This is a genomic window from Rhodococcus sp. MTM3W5.2, assembly GCF_001984015.1.
GTDB lineage: Bacteria > Actinomycetota > Actinomycetes > Mycobacteriales > Mycobacteriaceae > Rhodococcus_G > Rhodococcus_G oryzae.
In genome coordinates, this window is sequence record NZ_CP019572.1 from 4,952,632 (window position 1) to 4,969,677 (window position 17,046).

10 protein-coding genes and 5 pseudogenes are annotated in these 17,046 nt (G+C 69.0%); 10 read left to right on the top strand and 5 right to left on the bottom strand.

What is annotated here, in order from left to right:
* Positions 1–32 precede the first annotated feature (32 nt).
* The 4 genes from BTZ20_RS28630 to BTZ20_RS22540 all read left to right on the top strand — a co-directional run bounded on the left by BTZ20_RS28630 (position 33) and on the right by BTZ20_RS22540 (position 2,810).
* Positions 33–851: a serine hydrolase domain-containing protein gene (locus tag BTZ20_RS28630; RefSeq protein WP_223263474.1), complete on the top strand. Its 819-nt coding sequence runs from the start codon at positions 33–35 to the stop codon at positions 849–851.
* Positions 851–1,456: a hypothetical protein gene (locus BTZ20_RS28635; protein ID WP_223263475.1), complete on the top strand. Its 606-nt coding sequence runs from the start codon at positions 851–853 to the stop codon at positions 1,454–1,456. Before BTZ20_RS28630 ends, BTZ20_RS28635 begins: the two co-directional genes overlap by 1 nt.
* A 95-nt stretch (positions 1,457–1,551) precedes the next feature.
* Complete coding sequence (locus BTZ20_RS22535) at positions 1,552–2,043, top strand: carboxymuconolactone decarboxylase family protein (protein ID WP_145982397.1); 492 nt, start codon at positions 1,552–1,554, stop codon at positions 2,041–2,043.
* A 41-nt stretch (positions 2,044–2,084) separates the two neighbouring features.
* Positions 2,085–2,810 (top strand): MerR family transcriptional regulator, encoded by a 726-nt coding sequence (locus BTZ20_RS22540; RefSeq protein WP_077043912.1) that lies wholly within the window; start codon positions 2,085–2,087, stop codon positions 2,808–2,810.
* Here BTZ20_RS22540 and BTZ20_RS22545 read toward each other — a convergent pair.
* Positions 2,800–3,600, bottom strand: coding sequence for an alpha/beta fold hydrolase (locus BTZ20_RS22545; RefSeq protein WP_077042883.1), 801 nt, complete (start codon positions 3,598–3,600; stop codon positions 2,800–2,802). The genes BTZ20_RS22540 and BTZ20_RS22545 overlap by 11 nt on opposite strands.
* Before the next feature lie 119 nt (positions 3,601–3,719).
* Here BTZ20_RS22545 and BTZ20_RS22550 point away from each other — a divergent pair, with 119 nt between their 5' ends.
* The 3 genes and pseudogenes from BTZ20_RS22550 (at position 3,720) to BTZ20_RS22560 (ending at position 7,779) form a co-directional block, all read left to right on the top strand.
* The gene (locus BTZ20_RS22550; protein WP_077042884.1) at positions 3,720–4,655 is read left to right on the top strand and encodes a methionyl-tRNA formyltransferase; all 936 of its coding nucleotides are present in this window, start codon (positions 3,720–3,722) and stop codon (positions 4,653–4,655) included.
* A gap of 113 nt (positions 4,656–4,768) precedes the next feature.
* Positions 4,769–5,389, top strand: a complete 621-nt coding sequence (locus tag BTZ20_RS22555; protein WP_077042885.1) for a TetR family transcriptional regulator — start codon at positions 4,769–4,771, stop codon at positions 5,387–5,389.
* 33 nt (positions 5,390–5,422) lie between these two features.
* Positions 5,423–7,779: pseudogene (locus tag BTZ20_RS22560) on the top strand (MMPL family transporter).
* A 68-nt stretch (positions 7,780–7,847) separates the two neighbouring features.
* Here BTZ20_RS22560 and BTZ20_RS22565 read toward each other — a convergent pair.
* Positions 7,848–9,722 (bottom strand): serine/threonine-protein kinase PknD, encoded by a 1,875-nt coding sequence (locus tag BTZ20_RS22565; RefSeq protein WP_077043913.1) that lies wholly within the window; start codon positions 9,720–9,722, stop codon positions 7,848–7,850.
* An 89-nt stretch (positions 9,723–9,811) separates the two neighbouring features.
* Here BTZ20_RS22565 and BTZ20_RS22570 point away from each other — a divergent pair.
* A pseudogene (locus tag BTZ20_RS22570) lies at positions 9,812–11,071 on the top strand (YhgE/Pip domain-containing protein); the annotation flags it as partial.
* Between the two features lie 130 nt (positions 11,072–11,201).
* Here BTZ20_RS22570 and BTZ20_RS22575 read toward each other — a convergent pair.
* Positions 11,202–11,756: a CGNR zinc finger domain-containing protein gene (locus tag BTZ20_RS22575; protein WP_077042887.1), complete on the bottom strand. Its 555-nt coding sequence runs from the start codon at positions 11,754–11,756 to the stop codon at positions 11,202–11,204.
* A gap of 231 nt (positions 11,757–11,987) precedes the next feature.
* On the opposite strand from BTZ20_RS22575, the pseudogene BTZ20_RS29970 reads away from it, so the two are divergent.
* Both BTZ20_RS29970 and BTZ20_RS27420 read left to right on the top strand, forming a co-directional pair.
* Positions 11,988–13,067, top strand: a pseudogene (locus tag BTZ20_RS29970) (alpha/beta fold hydrolase); the annotation flags it as partial.
* 14 nt (positions 13,068–13,081) lie between these two features.
* Positions 13,082–13,285 carry a hypothetical protein gene (locus tag BTZ20_RS27420; protein WP_189636705.1) on the top strand — a complete coding sequence of 68 codons (204 nt, stop codon included), beginning with the start codon at positions 13,082–13,084 and terminating at the stop codon, positions 13,283–13,285.
* A 30-nt stretch (positions 13,286–13,315) separates the two neighbouring features.
* On the opposite strand, the pseudogene BTZ20_RS22590 reads toward BTZ20_RS27420, so the two are convergent.
* Together BTZ20_RS22590 and BTZ20_RS22595 are read right to left on the bottom strand one after the other, a co-directional pair.
* A pseudogene (locus tag BTZ20_RS22590) lies at positions 13,316–15,072 on the bottom strand (ABC transporter ATP-binding protein).
* Positions 15,069–16,849: pseudogene (locus BTZ20_RS22595) on the bottom strand (ABC transporter ATP-binding protein). The pseudogenes BTZ20_RS22590 and BTZ20_RS22595 overlap by 4 nt, the downstream one beginning before the upstream one ends.
* Between the last annotated feature and the right edge of the window lie 197 nt (positions 16,850–17,046).

Here is a 17,046-nt window from a genome sequence, read left to right on the forward strand (position 1 = left end):
TTGCCCCTGGGGCAAGGTCAGACGATGAATCCATGACCAACACCGCACTGCACACCGTCGAAGCCCGGATCCGCGAGCAGGCCGCCGCCTACTGCGAGTCGAACAACGTCCCCGGTTTCGTCGCCGGTGTCTACCACGCCGGCGAGCAGATCGTCGTCGCACACGGCACCGCGAACATCGCCACCGGCGCACTGATGCTCGAGGACACCGGATTCCTCTTCGGCTCCGTCACCAAGGTCCTGACCACCACGCTGGTCCTCCAACAGGTCGAGCGAGGACTCCTCGAACTGGACCTGCCGGTGGTGACCTACCTGCCCGACTTCGCCCTGACCGCACCGGGCGAGGCGGACAAGATCCTGGTCCGGCACCTGATCTCGCACACCAACGGCATCGACGCGGACCTGTTCTTCCCCGACGCCAAGGGGCGCGACGCCCTGAAGACCTACGCCGACGGCCTCGCGAGCAGCTGCGGCACCCTGTTCGAACCCGGCGAGCAGCTCAGCTACTCCAACGGCGGCATGATCGTTGCGGGGCGCCTACTGGAAGTGGTGACCGGCCGGACCTTCCCCGACCTGCTCGAGCGCGATATCTACGCACCGGTCGGCATGCAGTACTCCAGCACCTCGGCCGAGCAGGCCATCCTGCGCAGCACCGCGGTCGGCCACTTCAATGACCTCGAGACGATGGCGGCCGAGCCCACCGCCATGTTCACACTGCCCGACACCTGGGGGCCTGCAGGCGGCACGCCGATCGGGACCATCGCCGACCTGCTCGCCTTCGGACGCACCCACCTCGCGGGTGGGGTGTCCCCCACCGGCACACGGGTTCTCGGGCGGAGTCGACCGCGCTGATGCAGCAGGTCGCCCACGACATGGCCAGCCCGAACGTCCCGCCGATCGGCCTGGGTTGGGTGCTGTACCCGTTCGGCGACACGACCGTCCTCGCCATGTCGGGCGCGTCGCCGGGCGGCGTGTCCATCCTGTGCGTCGTGCCCGAACGCGACCTGGTCTTCACCGCTTTCGGCAACACGCCTGGGGCGATCATGCTGCAGGACCAGATCCTGCAGTGGCTCCTGAGCGAGCATCTCGGCGTCCAGATCCCCACGCTGATCACCGAATTGGAGCAGGACGTCGACCTCACCCCGTACGTGGGGACCTATCGCTCCGATCAGCTCCGCGTCGACGTCAGCATCGTCGACGGCCAGCTGGAGGAGCGGGTGACCTACGAACCGGCGGACGAGTCGCAGGAGCGGATCTTCACCGAGTTCGCCGGCGGCATGACCTCCGCCCCGCCGCAGCGCTACGTGCCGATCCGGCCCGGCCTTTTCGCACCCGCCGGATACCCACTCGAGGCGTTCGACGGATACCTGCGACTGCTGCTCGTCTCCTACCACGACGTCCGCAACGGCCAGGCGCGCTTCCGCAACGGCGGCGGCCGCCTGACCCGACGGGCCTGACCGTCCGCAACCGACGAACCGAAGGCCCAATGTCACATTCCTGCCGCCCCGTCTGTCAGTGATGTGTAGACGCCAACCGAAAGAGAGCAGCAACCATGACGAACACCACCTCCATCTCGCGGATGCCCAACCCCGGCGAGTTCGTGCCGGAGCTGAAGGACATCAGCGCCGCCCTGTTCCGTGCCACGGGCAACCAGTCGGTCCCCCGCGCCACGATGAGCCTGGTCCACCTGCGCGCCGGACAGATCGTCGGCAACACCTACCTGACCATCCTGAACACCGGTTTCCTCCGTAAGGCCGGCGAGTCCGAGGAGCGCATCACGGCCGTGTCGTCCTGGCAGGACGCCCCGTACTTCACCGAGGCCGAGCGAGCAGCGCTTGCCCTGGTGGAGGCGGTCCTCCAGCCCGCCCCGAACGGCAAGGAGCGCGTCAGTGACGAGCTGTACACGGAGGCGGCCCGGCACTACGACGAGAAGGCGCTGGCCACCCTCACCATCGCGATCGGCCAGATCAACTTCTTCATCGCCCTTGCCCTGATCGGCAAGCCCCAGCCGGTCGCCTCGCTGGCGGACGAGCAGTGGGACTGACCGTTCCCGCGTCGTGAGCACCGAGTGGAAGGATGACCGGCATGATCACGATCGGCCAGCTCGCGGACTACGCCGGGGTGACCACCAAAGCCATTCGCCACTATCACGAGCGGGGTCTGATCGCAGAGCCCGATCGCGACTCGTCCGGCTACCGGCGCTACACCGCCCAAGACGCCATCGACCTCGTCAAGATCAGGACGCTGGCCGATGCGGGCGTGCCACTGGCCCGCATCAAGGATCTCCTCGACGGCGGCTCGGATGCGCTCACCGCAGCCATTGCCGAGGTCGATCGCAACCTCCGAGACCGCATCGCGCAGCTGCGGCGAACCCGCGATCAACTCGCCCAGTTGCGCGGCGGCGACCGGCTTTTCGTCTCTCCTGAAGTCGCCGACTATCTCGGCGATCTGCGTGAACTCGGCGTCAGCGAACGCCAGTTGCGCCTGGAACGCGACGGCTGGATCCTCATGCAGACAGCCTCACCCGAGGACGCCGCCGTGTGGCTCGCCGAAAAGCGCGAGCTCATCACCGATCCCGCTTTCCGCGTCGTCTACCTCGAACACGACGCCGCGTACGACTGGTCGCCGAACGATCCCCGCCTGCCCGCCCTCGCGGACCGTACCCGGGACTGGTTCGCCAACCACGACAGCCGATCCGAGACCCGCCCCGTCCACAACCCGACCATCGCCCGGTTGGCGGCACTGTCCCAGCCAGGAGCCTCGTCCCCAGCGTGGGATCGCCTGGCCCAACTCGTGAGAGCTAGCCGGTGAGGAAGTCCAGGATCGCGGAGTTCACCGCGTCCGGGCGCTCGAGATAGCCGTAGTGGCCGCAGTCGGGCAGCTCCACGTAGTTCGCCCCCGGGATGGCCTTGGCCACCTCGGCGGCCAGGTGCGGCGGCACCAACCGGTCGTCGGCGAACCCGATCGCAAGGCAGGGCCGGGTGATCCGGCGGTAGGCCGCGAGGCGGTCGCCGAAGTCGTCCAGGTTCTGCTGGGCGCGCACGCCGCGGCTGGTCTCGGCCTTGGAGAAGGCGAAGATGTCCAGCCAGTCCTGGGCCGCCATCTGATCCACAAGCGAGGCGGGCGAGAGGTTGAGCACCGCGGTGATCGCGGCCCGGTAGCTCGCAGGCAACGTGATGCCCTGCGCGTCGAGTTCCCGCTCTCCCTCGGACAACGCCTTCTGCAGCGCGACCCGGCGACCGTGCGCGGCGAGGAAGACGGCCTTGCGCACCAGCTCGGGGCGAGAGAGGGCGAGCTCCTGCGCGACACGGGCGCCGAGCGAGGTACCGATCACGTGGGCCGGGCCCCCGAGGTGCTCGATCAGCGCCGCGGTGTCCGCGACCATGTCCTCGATGGCGATGCCGTCCGCGCACTCGTCGGTCGGGGCGATGCCGCGGTTGTCGAAGGTGCACACGCGATATCCCGCGGCCAGCAGCGCGGGGACCTGATGCAGGTCCCACACCCGACCGGGGCTGCCGGTCCCCATGATCAGGACGACCAGGTCTCCTGAGCCTTTGACCTGGTAATTCAGCTGAATCCCATTGATCGTGGCGAGGGGCATCGACGAGCCTTTCTGGCGAGAACCGGGACACGGCCCGGTGCCGGCGCTATGGATAGCCTAAGCTAGCCCCGCGTCGATTACATCGACGGCAATTGTCGCGCTCGTCCAGGAGGAACCCGTTGAGAGTCGCCACGCTCGGATACCAGACCTGGGGTCACCGTACCCTGCAGGCGCTGCTGGATTCCAAACATGAGGTGGTGCTTGCGATCACCCACCCCAAGAGCGACCACGCGTACGAGCGGATGTGGGCCGATTCGGTCGCCGATCTCGCCGCCGAGCACGGGGTGCCGGTGCACATCGCTAACAAGCCCGACGAGGATTTCAAGGCCGCACTGAAGCAGGCCGACCCCGACATCATCGTGGCGAACAACTGGCGCACCTGGCTGCCGCAGGACGTCTTCGATGCCCCCCGCTACGGCACCCTCAACATCCACGACTCGCTGCTGCCGAAGTACACCGGGTTCTCCCCGCTGATCTGGGCCCTGATCAACGGCGAACCCGAGGTCGGCCTCACCGCACACCTGATGGACGAGGAACTCGACGCGGGCGACATCATCCTGCAGCGCAGCACCCCCGTCGGCCCGAAGGACACGGTCACCGACCTGTTCCACCGGACCGTCGACATGATCGGCCCGATCACCGTCGACGCCCTCGACCTCATCGAGTCCGGCCGCACGGACTGGACGCCCCAGGACCGGTCGCAGGCCACCTTCTTCCACAAGCGCGCCGCGGAGGACAGCCGGATCGACTGGACCTGGCCCGCCGAGGTCATCGAGCGACTCGTCCGCGCGCAGTCCGACCCGTACCCGAACGCGTTCACCCACTTCAAGGGCCAGCGCATCCGCGTCATCGAGTCCTCGGTGTCCAAGGGCTGTTACGGCGGCACCCCAGGCCGGGTCTTCATCCACGAGGGCGACGGCATGGTCATCGTCGCCGGGCCCGACGCGTGGAGCGGCCGCAACCGGGGCCTGTCGATCGAGCGCGTGCGCCTCGAAGACGGCACCGAGATGACCGGCAAGGAGTTCTTCCCGCACGGCGGCGGCTACCTGAGCTGACGGCCCCGCTCGGTGACCCCCGTCACCGAGCGGCATCGAGTGTGGGCAACCACACCAATTTTGCAGACCTCTGCAACCTTGCAGAGGTCTGCAAAGTCCGTACCGTCGATGGAGTGATCCACGAACTGCCCCTGCGCGACCGCAAAAAGGCCGCCACCCGACGGGCACTGAGCGACGCCGCGGTCCGGCTCGCCAGGACCCTCGGCATCGACTGCGTGACGGCGGACGCCATCGCGTCCGACGCGGGCGTCTCCACGCGCACCTTTCACAACTACTTCCCGTCCAAGGAAGAGGCCATCCTCTACCGCTTCGAGACCGAAGTGACCGAGTGGGTGCAGCAACTCCGCGAACGCCCGGCCGAGGAACCCATCTGGGACTCGCTCGAGACACTGGTCGTCGGCATCGTGATGGATCCCGAGCGCGATCTCACCGACACCTTCGCCGTGATGGCCCTCGTCGAGGACAGCCCCGCGCTGCTCGCCCGCAGGCTCGAGCTGCACGGGCGCGTATCCCGCATCTTCGGCGAGGCGATCGCCGAACGCACCGGCACCGACATCGAGCGCGACCTGTACCCGAACCTGCTGCAGATGGCCTCGGGGGCCGCTTGTAAGGCGGCGATCGACCTCTGGATACAGGGCACCTCCGACTACGCGAACCCTGGCGAGCTCGTCACCGAGGCGTTCCGCCAACTCCGCGCAGGCATCCCGCAGCCACCCCTCCCCACGCAGCACTGACCGACCCGTACCACCTCGAACGAAGGGTCCTCCATGGCCACCTATCTCTATCGGATCGGCAAGTTCGCCTATCGGCGAAAGGGCACGGTCCTGTCCATCTGGCTCACCCTTCTCGTCCTGATGGGCGTCGGCGCCGCAACCCTCTCCGGGCCGACCAACGACTCGTTCTCGATCCCAGGGACGCCCGCGCAGCAGGCGCAGGACCTGATGGCCGAGCGCTTCCCTGAGGCCGCGGGCAGCGACCCCTTCAACTCGCTCAGCGCACGCTTCGTCTTCGCCGCGCCGAACGGCCAGACGCTGACGGACCCGGCGAACGAGGCCGCGATGGACGCCGTGCTGGACAAGGTGCGCGGCATCGAGCAGGTCGAGCCCGCCGCGAAGGCCGACCCCGCCACCCCGCCCGCCGCAGGGGAACGCAGCGCGGCCCTGGTCAACCCCGTCGTCGCCCATGACGGCCTGATCGAGATGGTCACCGAGCAGGCGCAGGAGTCCGGCAAGCCGCTCAACCGCGCGCTCGCCGACGCGCAGGCGCTGTCCTCGCTCAGCGCGGACGCGACCGTCGGCTATGTCGACGTGCCGTTCAGCGGCGAGGTCACCGACGTCACCGACGACCTGATCGCGGAGATCGACGCCGCCGCCAAGGTCGGCCGCGACGCCGGGCTGAACGTTCAGCTCAGCGGCAGCGCCGCGCAGGTCCAGGAGGCTCCAGGGGGCACCACCGAGCTGATCGGCATGGCCGTGGCCGCGGTCGTCCTGATGATCACCTTCGGTTCGCTCGTCGCCGCCGGTCTGCCGCTGATCTCCGCGATAATCGGCGTCGGCATCGGCAGCCTCGGCATCACCATCGCGACCGGATTCACCGAACTCGGATCGATGACGCCGACCCTGGCGATCATGATCGGCCTGGCCGTCGCGATCGACTACTCGCTGTTCATCGTCTCGCGCTTCCGGCACGAACTGACCGTCACCGACAACCGCGAGGAAGCGGCAGGACGCGCCGTGGGCACCGCCGGATCGGCCGTGGTCTTCGCGGGGCTGACCGTGATCATCGCGCTCGTCGCGCTGCGGGTGGTCGGCATCAAGTTCCTCACCGACATGGGCATGGCCGCCGGCTTCTCCGTGTTCATCGCGGTGCTGATCGCGCTGACCTTCCTGCCCGCGATGCTCGGGCTGTTCGGCAGCAAGGTGTTCGCGGGCCGGATCCCGTTCGTCAAGGCCAAGGATCCCGAGTCCGGCTCGATGCAGCCGGGGTCGGCCATGCGCTACGCCCGCTGGGTCGCGCGCGTCCCGCTGATCCCCTCATCGGCGGTGTGCTGCTGCTCGCCGTGCTCGCGGTGCCCGCGACCGGCCTCAAGCTGGCGCTGCCCAGCCAGGCCACCGGCGACCCCGCCACCAGCGCCCGTCAGGCCTACGACCTGATCGACGAGGGCTTCGGCCCCGGCCGCAACGGCCCGCTGCTGGTGGTCGTCGATGCCCGCGACGCCACCGTCCCGGCGATGCAGGCGTTCGGCGATGTCGCCGCGACGATCTCCGAGCAGACCGATGTCGCCAACGCGCAGGTGATCGGCGTCAACCAGGCGGGCGATACCGCGCAGATCCTGGTCACCCCTGCCAGTGGACCGACCGACCCGAAGACCGTCGACCTGATGCAGTCCATCCGGGACAGCGAGACCGGGATGCACGAGCAGATCGGCGTCAACTACGGCGTCACCGGTCAGACCGCGCTCGAGACCGACATCTCCGACCGCCTGCAGGACGCCCTGATCCCCTACCTGCTGGTGGTGGTCGGGCTGGCATTCATCCTGCTGACGCTGGTGTTCCGGTCGCTGCTCGTGCCGCTGACCGCCACCCTTGGCTTCCTGCTCAGCGTCGCGGCCACCTTCGGTGCCACGGTCGCGATCTTCCAGAACGGCTGGGGCGGTCTGGTCGGGAACCCGCAGCCGCTGGTCAGCTTCATGCCGATCTTCCTGATCGGCGTGGTCTTCGGCCTGGCGATGGACTACCAGGTATTCCTGGTGACCCGGATGCGTGAGGAATACGTGCACGGCGCCTCCGCCAAGGACGCGATGACGATCGGGTTCACCCACGGGTCGCGGGTGGTCACCGCCGCCGCGCTGATCATGATGTCGGTGTTCGCGGCCTTCATCGCGGAGCCGAACTCGTTCATCAAGTCGATCGGCTTCGCCCTGGCGGCGGCGGTCTTCTTCGACGCCTTCGTGGTCCGCATGGTGATCATCCCCGCGGTTATGGCCCTGCTCGGCGACAAGGCGTGGTGGCTCCCGGCGTGGCTGGACCGGATCCTGCCGAACGTCGACATCGAGGGCGAGAAGCTGCAGCGCGAGCTGCCGGCTCACGCGCTCGAGGGCGAGGAGACGGTGGCCGCCCGCTAGCGGCGGCGGCCCTGGATCGAATCGAGGAGGCCGGCAGCGCGATGCGCTGCCGGCCTCCGTCGTCGCTGCTAGTTTCGAGCGGATCCTGCCGGCAACATGAGCACCCGACTGTTGCCGAGGTCGGCGACATACACGTCCCCATCGCCGTTGACGGCAAGCCCGACGGGTCCGTCGAGGCCGGTGAACGGCAGGACCGTCTGCTCGTCGGATCCGGCGGGCAACGCCAGAACCCGGTTGTGGAGGCCGTCCGCGACGAATACATCCCCAGATTCGCTCACCGCGACGGCGTCGGCGCCGCTGACGTCCTTGAACGGGAGCACCGTCATGGTGCCCGACATGGCGCTCAGGTTCAGAACAGCGTTGTTGGCGGTCGAGACATACACGTCGCCGCGATCGTTCACGGCGACGCCGTACGGACCGATGAGCCCGGGGAACGGGAGCACCGTAGCCGTGCTCGACGCAGCGGGGAGCACGAGAACCCGGTTGTTCATCGTGTCCGCTACGTAGACGTCGCCGAAACCACCCACGGCCACCGCGAGGGGCGCTTTCAGGTCAGTGAACGGCAGCACGGTCTGCGAGTCGGAACCGGGTCTGAGCATCACGACTCTGTTGTTTGCCGAGTCGGCTACATAGACATCGCCGCGGTCGCTGACCGCAATGCCCGATGGGAGGGACAATCCAGTGAACGGAAGGACGGTTTGGCTGTCGACGCCGGTCCTTTTCATGATCACCCGATTGTTGTTCTGATCGGTGACGTATACATCGCCGTCGCCGCTGGTCGCCACGCCGAAGGGCTCGCCGAGGCCTTCCAGGGGCAGTACGACCTGCTCCGACGCGGGCCGCGATTCGGGCCAGACGATGAACACTGCGGCCGCACCAACGATCAGCGCGACGAGCGCGGCGACGCCGATTGCTAATCGTCTTCGCCACCAAGGCATTTGGGGAAATGATGCGGGAGGTGGCGCCTTCGCGAATTCGGTTCGATCCGGCATTGGCGACGGCGCGGTCGGACCGGCGAATTGGTCTGGGCGCACCGTTTCGGGAGCATGCTCGATTGTCTCGGTTGCCGACGGAGCGACGACATGCGGCGACGGTCGAGTCGCCGATTCATGTGCGCTCAGCAACGCGGCACGGGCGGCGTCGACGAGCTCTCGGCACGTGGAGAAGCGGTCGTCGCGGTTCTTGGCCATCGCTCGCGCGATGGCGATGTCGAATCCTCCTGGCAATTCCGGGCGTAGCACGCTCGGTCTCGGGATCGGCGCGTTCAGATGGGCGTTCATGACAGCGGCGGCCGAGCTGCCCGCAAAGGGTGGCTGACCGGTGATCAGGTGAAAGAACGTGCAACCCAACGCATAGATGTCGACGCGGTGGTCGAGATCGCCGCCCTGGATCTGCTCGGGTGCGGCGTAGAGGAGAGTCGCGACCAGCATTCCGGTCTGGGTCAGGTGAAGCGTCTCACGCGTCGCGGTACCCAAATCGGTGAGCAGCACGCGTTCGGGTTCACCGGGTGCGAGCAGAATGTTCGCGGGTTTCACATCGCGGTGCAGCACCCCGGCGCCGTGCGCGTAGTCGAGGGCCTTGGCGGTTTCCGAGATGATGTGCACAGCGCGCTCGACGTCCAGCGGGCCTGACTCGAGCGCCTGCTTGGCGTCGACTCCGGGAACGTACTGCATCGCAATCCACAACAGATCGCCCTCCCTGCCGCGGTCGTGGACGGTGACGATGTTGGGGTGCTCGAGCCGAGCGGCGTGATCGGCCTCCGATTCGAAGCGCGAACGGACGTAGTCGTCGCGGGTCCACGACGCATGCAACACCTTGAGGGCAACCTGGCGGGGCAGATTCGGATGATCGGCCAGGTACACATCGCCCATCCCGCCTCGACCCAACACCCGTTCGATCCGGTAGCCCGCGAGAATCGTGCCGGGCTCGAATTCCCCGCCCACATCGACCACCGCCTTCGATTCCCCCATTGAACCGGCAGAGCGACCCTGCCCGGAATTCTATGACGATCGGGTTCACCCACGGCAGTGCGATGCGCTGCCGGCCTCCGTCGTTGCTGCGACAATCGGCACACGGATATCCGCGGACGAGGGGTTACCACTGTGACATCGCTGAGGCGAGGTTCGACCGACCGTCCGACGCACGTGGTGCGCACGCCCCGATTCTGGTTGGCGCCGCTCGTCGTGGTGTCCCTGCTGATGTCCCTGCTCGCGGCGCTGTACCTGGGCGGGATCCTCGACGCGAAGGGCAACCTGCACGACTTCCCCCTCGCGATCGTCAACCAGGACGAGGGCGACACGGTGTCCACCCCGAGGGCGACAAGCCGGAGAACTTCGGCAACCAGATCACCGAGGGACTGGTGGCGAACGTCCCCGCGGACAAGGTCGACCTGCAGCAGATCGGGATCGCGCAGGCCCAGTCCCGGCTGGACACCGGCGAGATCTACGGCGCGATCGTCATCCCGAGCGATTTCACCAAGCGACTGCTGATCCTGGCCAAGGCGGGTGTCATCCCCGGGGACGTCGAGAAGCCGATCATCACCGTCTACACCAATCCCCGCGCCGGGACGTTCGGCGTCGGGCTGGTCACGGGCATCGCCTGGCCCGCCCTCAACGCGGTCAACGACAAGGTCGGCGCGCAGCTGACCGAGCAGGTCAACGCCCAGCTCGCCGCGATCGCGGACGCCCCGGCGCTCTCGGGCGCCGCGCGGCTGAGCCTGGCCGAACCGATCAAGGTGCTCACCACCGCACACAATCCACTGCCCGACGGGACCGGCAACGGCCTGTCCGCGTTCTACTACGCGCTCCTGCTGGTGCTCGCCGGGTTCACCGGCGGCATGATCGTGAACTCGCTGGCCGACGGGATGCTGGGTTTCGCGCCCACCGAGTTCGGTCCGCGGTACGTGCACAACCCAGCGGTCGAGATCTCACGGTTCCGGACACTGCTGTCGAAGTGGGCCGTGATGGTGGTGCTCGCCCCGGTCGTCTCGGGGCTGTACGTGGCCGTCGGCCGCGCCCTCGGCATGCCGATCCCCAACCAGCTCGCGTTGTGGATGTACGGCACCTTCGCCATCGCCGCGGTCGGCATCACCGCGCTGTCGGTGCTCGCGGTGTTCGGCACCGTCGGACTGCTGGTCAACCTCATCCTGTTCGTCGTCCTCGGATTGCCGTCCTCGGGCGGCACCATCCCGATCGAGGCGACCCCACCGATCTACGGCTGGCTGGCGAACTTCGAGCCCATGCACCAGGTATTCCTCGGCGCCCGCGCCCTGCTCTATTTCTCCAGCGGCGGTGCGGGCGACCTCACGCACGCCGTGATGATGACGCTGATAGGCCTGCTGGTCGGGCTGGCGCTCGGCGCCAGCGTGACCCTGCTCTACGACCGGAAGGGCTTCCACCGCGGCGCGGCCCGCCCGCGCACGATCAGCCGTTGTGACGCTGGTGGTAGCGGGCGACCCGAACGCGGTTGCCACACAGCGCGGGTGAGCACCAGCGTCGGCGTGGGTGTGCAGGCAGGAAGAGCTGGGTGCAGTGCGGGCCCTCACACCCACGCACCTTGACGACGTCGGGGTCGGTCAGCAACTCAACGGCAGCCTCGGCCAGCCCGGCGAGCAACCGGTCCCGTTCGTCGCCGTCTCGGCGCACCTCGGCGACAAGCCTCTCGCCGTCCCATGTCGCGACCGTGTACCGCGGCGCCGACCGGACGGACAGATTCAGTGCCTCCACCGTTTCCGGCGAGGGCCGAGCGCCCTGCCGCGCCTGCTCGACCGCTTCGGCCACGTACTCACGCAGCTGACGGACCGCGGCGCGGTCGGCATCGGATGGCACCGCCGACAGTGGGGTGAGCCGGTCGGCCTGTGCCTCGAGCCAGAACTGGAAGTCCTCGCCCGTGTCCAGTGCGTCGATCTCACCGTTCGGGGTGTGTGCGCGCGTGTTGAGCAGATCCAGCGCCAGCGGCTCGCCCGTCAAGAACCTCATGCAAGTAATGCTACATGAAGCGCTTGACACATTAGATGGGCGATACTATAACTAATGCAACATCAACCGAAAGAGGCATGTGGCATGACGATCCAGATCCCCCGCATCAGCCACGGATATGTCGACGCCGACGGCGTCCGGGTCTTCTACCGGGAGACCGGGCCCGAGGATGGAATCCCGCTCCTTCTGCTACACGGCTTCCCGACGGCCTCGCACCAGTTCAGTCGACTCATGGACGCGCTCGGCTCGCGCTACCGGCTGATCGCGCCCGACTACCCGGGGTTCGGCCACACCGAGACGCCCGACGACTTCGTCTATTCCTTCGACCGGTTGGCGGACGTGATGGAGGGCTTCGTCACCGCGAAGGGGCTGAAACGCTTCGCCATGTACCTCTTCGACTTCGGCGGCCCGGTCGGCCTTCGGTTGGCGACCCGGCATCCGGAGTGGATCTCCGGCCTGATCGTGCAGAACGCCAACGCATACGAAGAAGGACTGTCCGGCCTGGCACTGGACACCATCGCCGCGCCCGCCGACGCGCTCGACGGCCTGTTCACCCTGCCCGTGACCCGCAGCCAGTACGAGGGCGGCACCACAAGGCCCGAGCTGATCGCCCCCGACGGATGGACCCTCGACCAGCATTTCCTCGACCTGCCCGGACGCAAGGACGCCCAGCGCGCGCTGGCCTTGGACTACACGAGCAACGTCGCCCTCTACCCGCAGTGGCAGGCGTGGCTCCGAGAGCACCGGCCGCCCACGCTGATCCTGTGGGGTCGCGGCGACGCCTTCTTCACCGAGCCGGGGGCACACGCATACCTGCGCGACCTGCCGGACGCCGAGCTGCACGTCTTCGACACCGGCCACTTCGCGCTGGAAGAGAACCTCCCCGAGATCGCGCCCCTCATCGGACAATTCCTCGAAAGGCAGGCACACATGAAGGTCGCAATCATCGGCGCCACCGGCAACCTCGGCGGCGCCGTGGCACGGGAGGCCACCGCCCGCGGCCATCACGTCACCTCGCTTGGCAGCAGCGATGTCGACGTCACCGATCTGGCCTCCATCGCGGCCGCCGTCGCGGGCCACGATGCCGTGGTCGTGTCGGTGAAGGGCCCCGAGCGGCTGGTGCCGCGCGGCGCGCGGGCCCTCCTCGAGGCTCTCCCGGTGGCAGGCGTGAACCGCCTGGTCTTCCTCGGTGGTGGCGGCAGCCTGGAATCCGAGCCGGGCAAGCGCTTCGTCGACTCCCCCGACTTCCCCGCGCAGTACCTGGAGACCGCGCTCGACCAGACCGAGGCCCTGCAGATCTTCCGCGGCTCGGCCAGCCCGGTCGAGTGGTCCTACGCCAGCCCTCCCCTGTCCACCTGGTCCCGGGCGACAAGACGGGGTCGTACCTGGCAGAGGCCCGCGACACCCCGCTCACCGACGAGGCCGGGAACAGCCGCATCACCACCGGCGATTACGCCTCCGCAATCGTCGACACCCTCGAAACCGGGTCCTTCATCCGCGAACGGTTCACCGCCGCCGCGAAGGGCTGAACTCGCGCGGCGGTCGTGGGCGGCCCGGTCCTATCTACCGGACCAGGCCGTCCACAGCTGCGCGTACCGTCCGCCCGCGGCGACCAGCTCGTCGTGTGTCCCCTCCTCGACGACCTCGCCGTGCTCGAGCACCAGCACCCGATCCGCGGTGGCCGCCTGCGTGAGCCGGTGGGCCACCACCAGCGTGGTGCGCCCCCTGGTCGCCGCCTCCGCCGCCACCTCGAGGTCGCGTGCGCCCGCACTGCCCGCCTCGGCGGTGGCCTCGTCGAGCACCGCCACCGCAGGATCGGCCAACACCAGGCGAGCCAGCGCCAGCTGCTGCGCCTGGGCCGCGGTCAGGGTGTGTCCGCCCTCGCCGACCTCGGTGTCGAGCCCGTCCTCGAGGACGTCCGCCCAACCGAGCGCGCCGACGGTGTGCAGCGCCGCCCGCGCCTGCTCCACGGTCGCGTCCGGCCGGGCCAGGCGCAGGTCCTCGATCAGCGGGCCTGCGAAGACATGCACCTCCTGGCTCACGATCACCACCTGCTCACGAAGGCTCTCGCCGAGCTCCGCCAGCGGGACCCCGCCGATGGACACCTCGCCGGCGGTTGGCGTGACCGAGCCCGACGCGATCGCCGCGACGGTCGTCTTCCCGGCACCCGTCGAGCCGACCAGCGCCACCCGCGTCCCCGGCTCGACGCGCAGGTCGATGCCGCGCACCACCTCCCGGGATCCGTCGTAGCTGTGCCGGACCCCGGTCAGGCGCAGTTCCGCCGACGCGGGCACCGCCCCCGACGGGGGCGCGTTCTCCGCCGGGATGTTCACCACGCCGACCAGACGCGCCAGGCTGGCGCCCGCCGACTGGATCTCGCCGAAGGTGTACATCAGCATGCCGATCGGGTTGAACAGCCGGTGGAACAGCAGAGCGGCGGCCGTCGTCTCGCCGACGGTCACCATGTCGCCCTTCACCAGCGCGAAGCCGACCACCAGGATCACCGAGAGCCCGACGAACTCGGCGCGGTTGCCGCGGCCTGCGAACCGGGTGAAGAGGGTGAACACCCCGGTCGCGATGTCCCTGGCCTTTCCGGATGCCCGGTCGATCTCCGCCAGGTGCACCTTCTCGAGGCCGTACGCGCGGACCGTGCGCGCGCCCTGCATGCTGCTGATCAGCGCCTGGGACCGCTCCCCCATCGCGACCCGCTCCGCGGCGAACATCGGGCCCGACCGCGGCAGGTACCAGCGCAGCGCGAGCGCGTACATCGGCAGCGCCACCGCGCCCGCCAGCCCGAGCCGCCAGTCGATGCCGAGCATCGCGATCATGCTCAGTGCCACCAGCAACACCGCCGAGACCAGGTTCGGCACCACGTCGGAGACGGCCTTGCCGATCACCGAGATGTCGTCGCCGACGCGGGAGAGCAAGTCCCCTTGCCCACCCGCTCGACCGTCGCGATCGGCAGGGTCAGCGCCCGCTCGACCGTCCGCTCCCGCAGCCGCGCGAGCATGCCCTCGCCGAGACGGCTGATCAGCACCGAGCCCCAGCCGGCGAACAGCCCGCCGAGCAATGCGGCGACGGCGATGACCGCGACCACCCCGACGATGATCTCGGTCGGCGCCTTCGCCTGGACCCGGTCGACCAGGATCCCGAACACGTAGATCGGCACTAGGGACACGGCCGCACCGACTGTCCCGACGGCGAGCGTGAGCCCTGTCAGGCGGCGGACGCGCGCGAACTCGGCTCGCAGCCAGGCCCAGCTCTCCCCCGCCGTCGCGATCGGGAGCAGGGGCCGGTGCTCTGCGGTGAGGCTCATCGCAGCACCACCTTTCGGTAGTTCTCGTCGGCCGTGGCGAGGTCGGCGTGGGTGCCCTCGCGGACCACCCGGCCCTCGTCGAGGACCAGCACCCGGTCCGCGACCGCCAGCAGCGCGGGGCTGCTGGTGATCAACACGGTGGTGTGTGCCCGCTCGGGGGCGACGTGCCCGTTCGCCCCATGTCGCAACCGCGAGATGCCCTCCGCGATGGCCTGTTCGGTCACCGCGTCGACGGCGGTGGTCGGATCGTGCAGCACCAGCACCGGCGCCCGCGAGAGCAGCGCCCTCGCCAGTGCCACCCGCTGTCGCTGTCCGCCGGACAGGCTCGCGCCGCGGTCGGTCACCGGCAGGTCGAGTCCGTCGGGGTGCGCATCGACGACATCCACCGCCGCGGAGGCCGTCAGCGCCCGACGCACCTCGGCGTGGTCGGCGTCGGGACTGCTTGCCAGCACGTTCGACCGGACGGTTCCAGCGAACAGGTCGGTGTTGTGCGGCTCCACGACAACGGCGCCGCGCGCCTGCGCCAGATCGATCTCGGCCAGGTGCACCCCGCCGACGGCCACGGTGCCGCCGTGGTCGCCGGGCGCGACGTGCCCGGACAGCAGGTGTGCCAGCGCCTCCGCGTCCTGCGGTCGGTGCGCCAGGACGCCCACCAGCTCGCCGGGGTGCGCGTGGAGGTCGAGGCCGCTCAGCGACCGGTAGCTGACATCGGCCAGCTCCAGCGTCACCCGGGGCGGCAGCGACTGCGACCCTGCCGGGACCATCGGATCGGCGTCGAGCACCAGCGCGAGCCGGTCGGCGGAGGCCCGTGCGGTGGCGAGGAAGCCCGGCATCCTCGCGAGGGTGCCGAGGGGCTCGATGATGAACTGGGACAGCCCGACCACGGTGATCAGTTCACCGATCGAGATCCTGCCCTGCAGCGCGAACCAGCCGGCCACACCCGCGACCCCAACGGCCAGCAGCGCGCTGACCGTCACCGAGGTGCCCACGAAGACGCCGGTCGCCTTGGCCGCGTGCAGGGTCGACCGCAGCGCGTCGGCGCTGGCCCCCGATAGCGCGCCGCCGCGGCCCGCTCGGCGCCGAGCCCGCGCAGCGGACGCAGCCCACTCACGAGGTCGGTGGCCGAGCCCGACGCGCGGGCGGTCGCCGCCTGCGCCGCGGTGGCGCGACGGGTGATCAGCGGCGCCGCCAGCTGCATCAGGCCGAGGATCACCGGCGTGCCGATCAGGACGGCGAGCCCGAGCGGGACGTCGATCACCAGCAGGGTCACCGCGGAGGCCACTGCCGCGACGAGCGCTGCCACGATGCGCGGGATCACGTCGAGGATCCAGGCCTCGCGGTCCGCGTCGGAGGTGGAGACGGTGAGCAGTTCACCCGAGCGCAGGTCCGTCCGCACACCCCTTGGGTGCAGGATCCGGCCCGCCACCTCCACCCGGAGCAGGTGCGCCTCGTTCTGCATCGCGAACACGATGAATCGGGCGCCCATCCGCCAGGCCGCCGTCAGCACCAGGAACAGCGCCGCCAGCCCCAGCACGGAGATGACGAGCGCATCGGTGTCACCGGTCGAGATCGCGCGGCCGACGATGATGCCGATGGCGACGGGAACCATCGTCTCGGCGATCTGGTGCACTGCGAGCAGCGCCGTACCGATCGTCAGACGTCCCCGGTTCCTGGCGACGGTCCGCCGGAGAATCCCGGCACCCCCGCCCTGCCCATTGGCGGCACCGCCGCCGCGCCCATTGGCGGCACCGCCGTCGCGCGCAGATGTGCGCCCCATCAAGCCTCCCGATAGTGTGCGGCGACCAGATGCCGCTGAAGTTAGTACACCCTAACTGACGTGGAAGTAGCGCCGGACCGCCCGGTTCTCATAGAGTCGCGGACACGTACGAACCTGCCGCAGCAGGCGTACTCCGCCCGAGAGGAACAAGCGACATGGCCGCGAAGACGACCACCGAGAACGACATCGCCGACGAG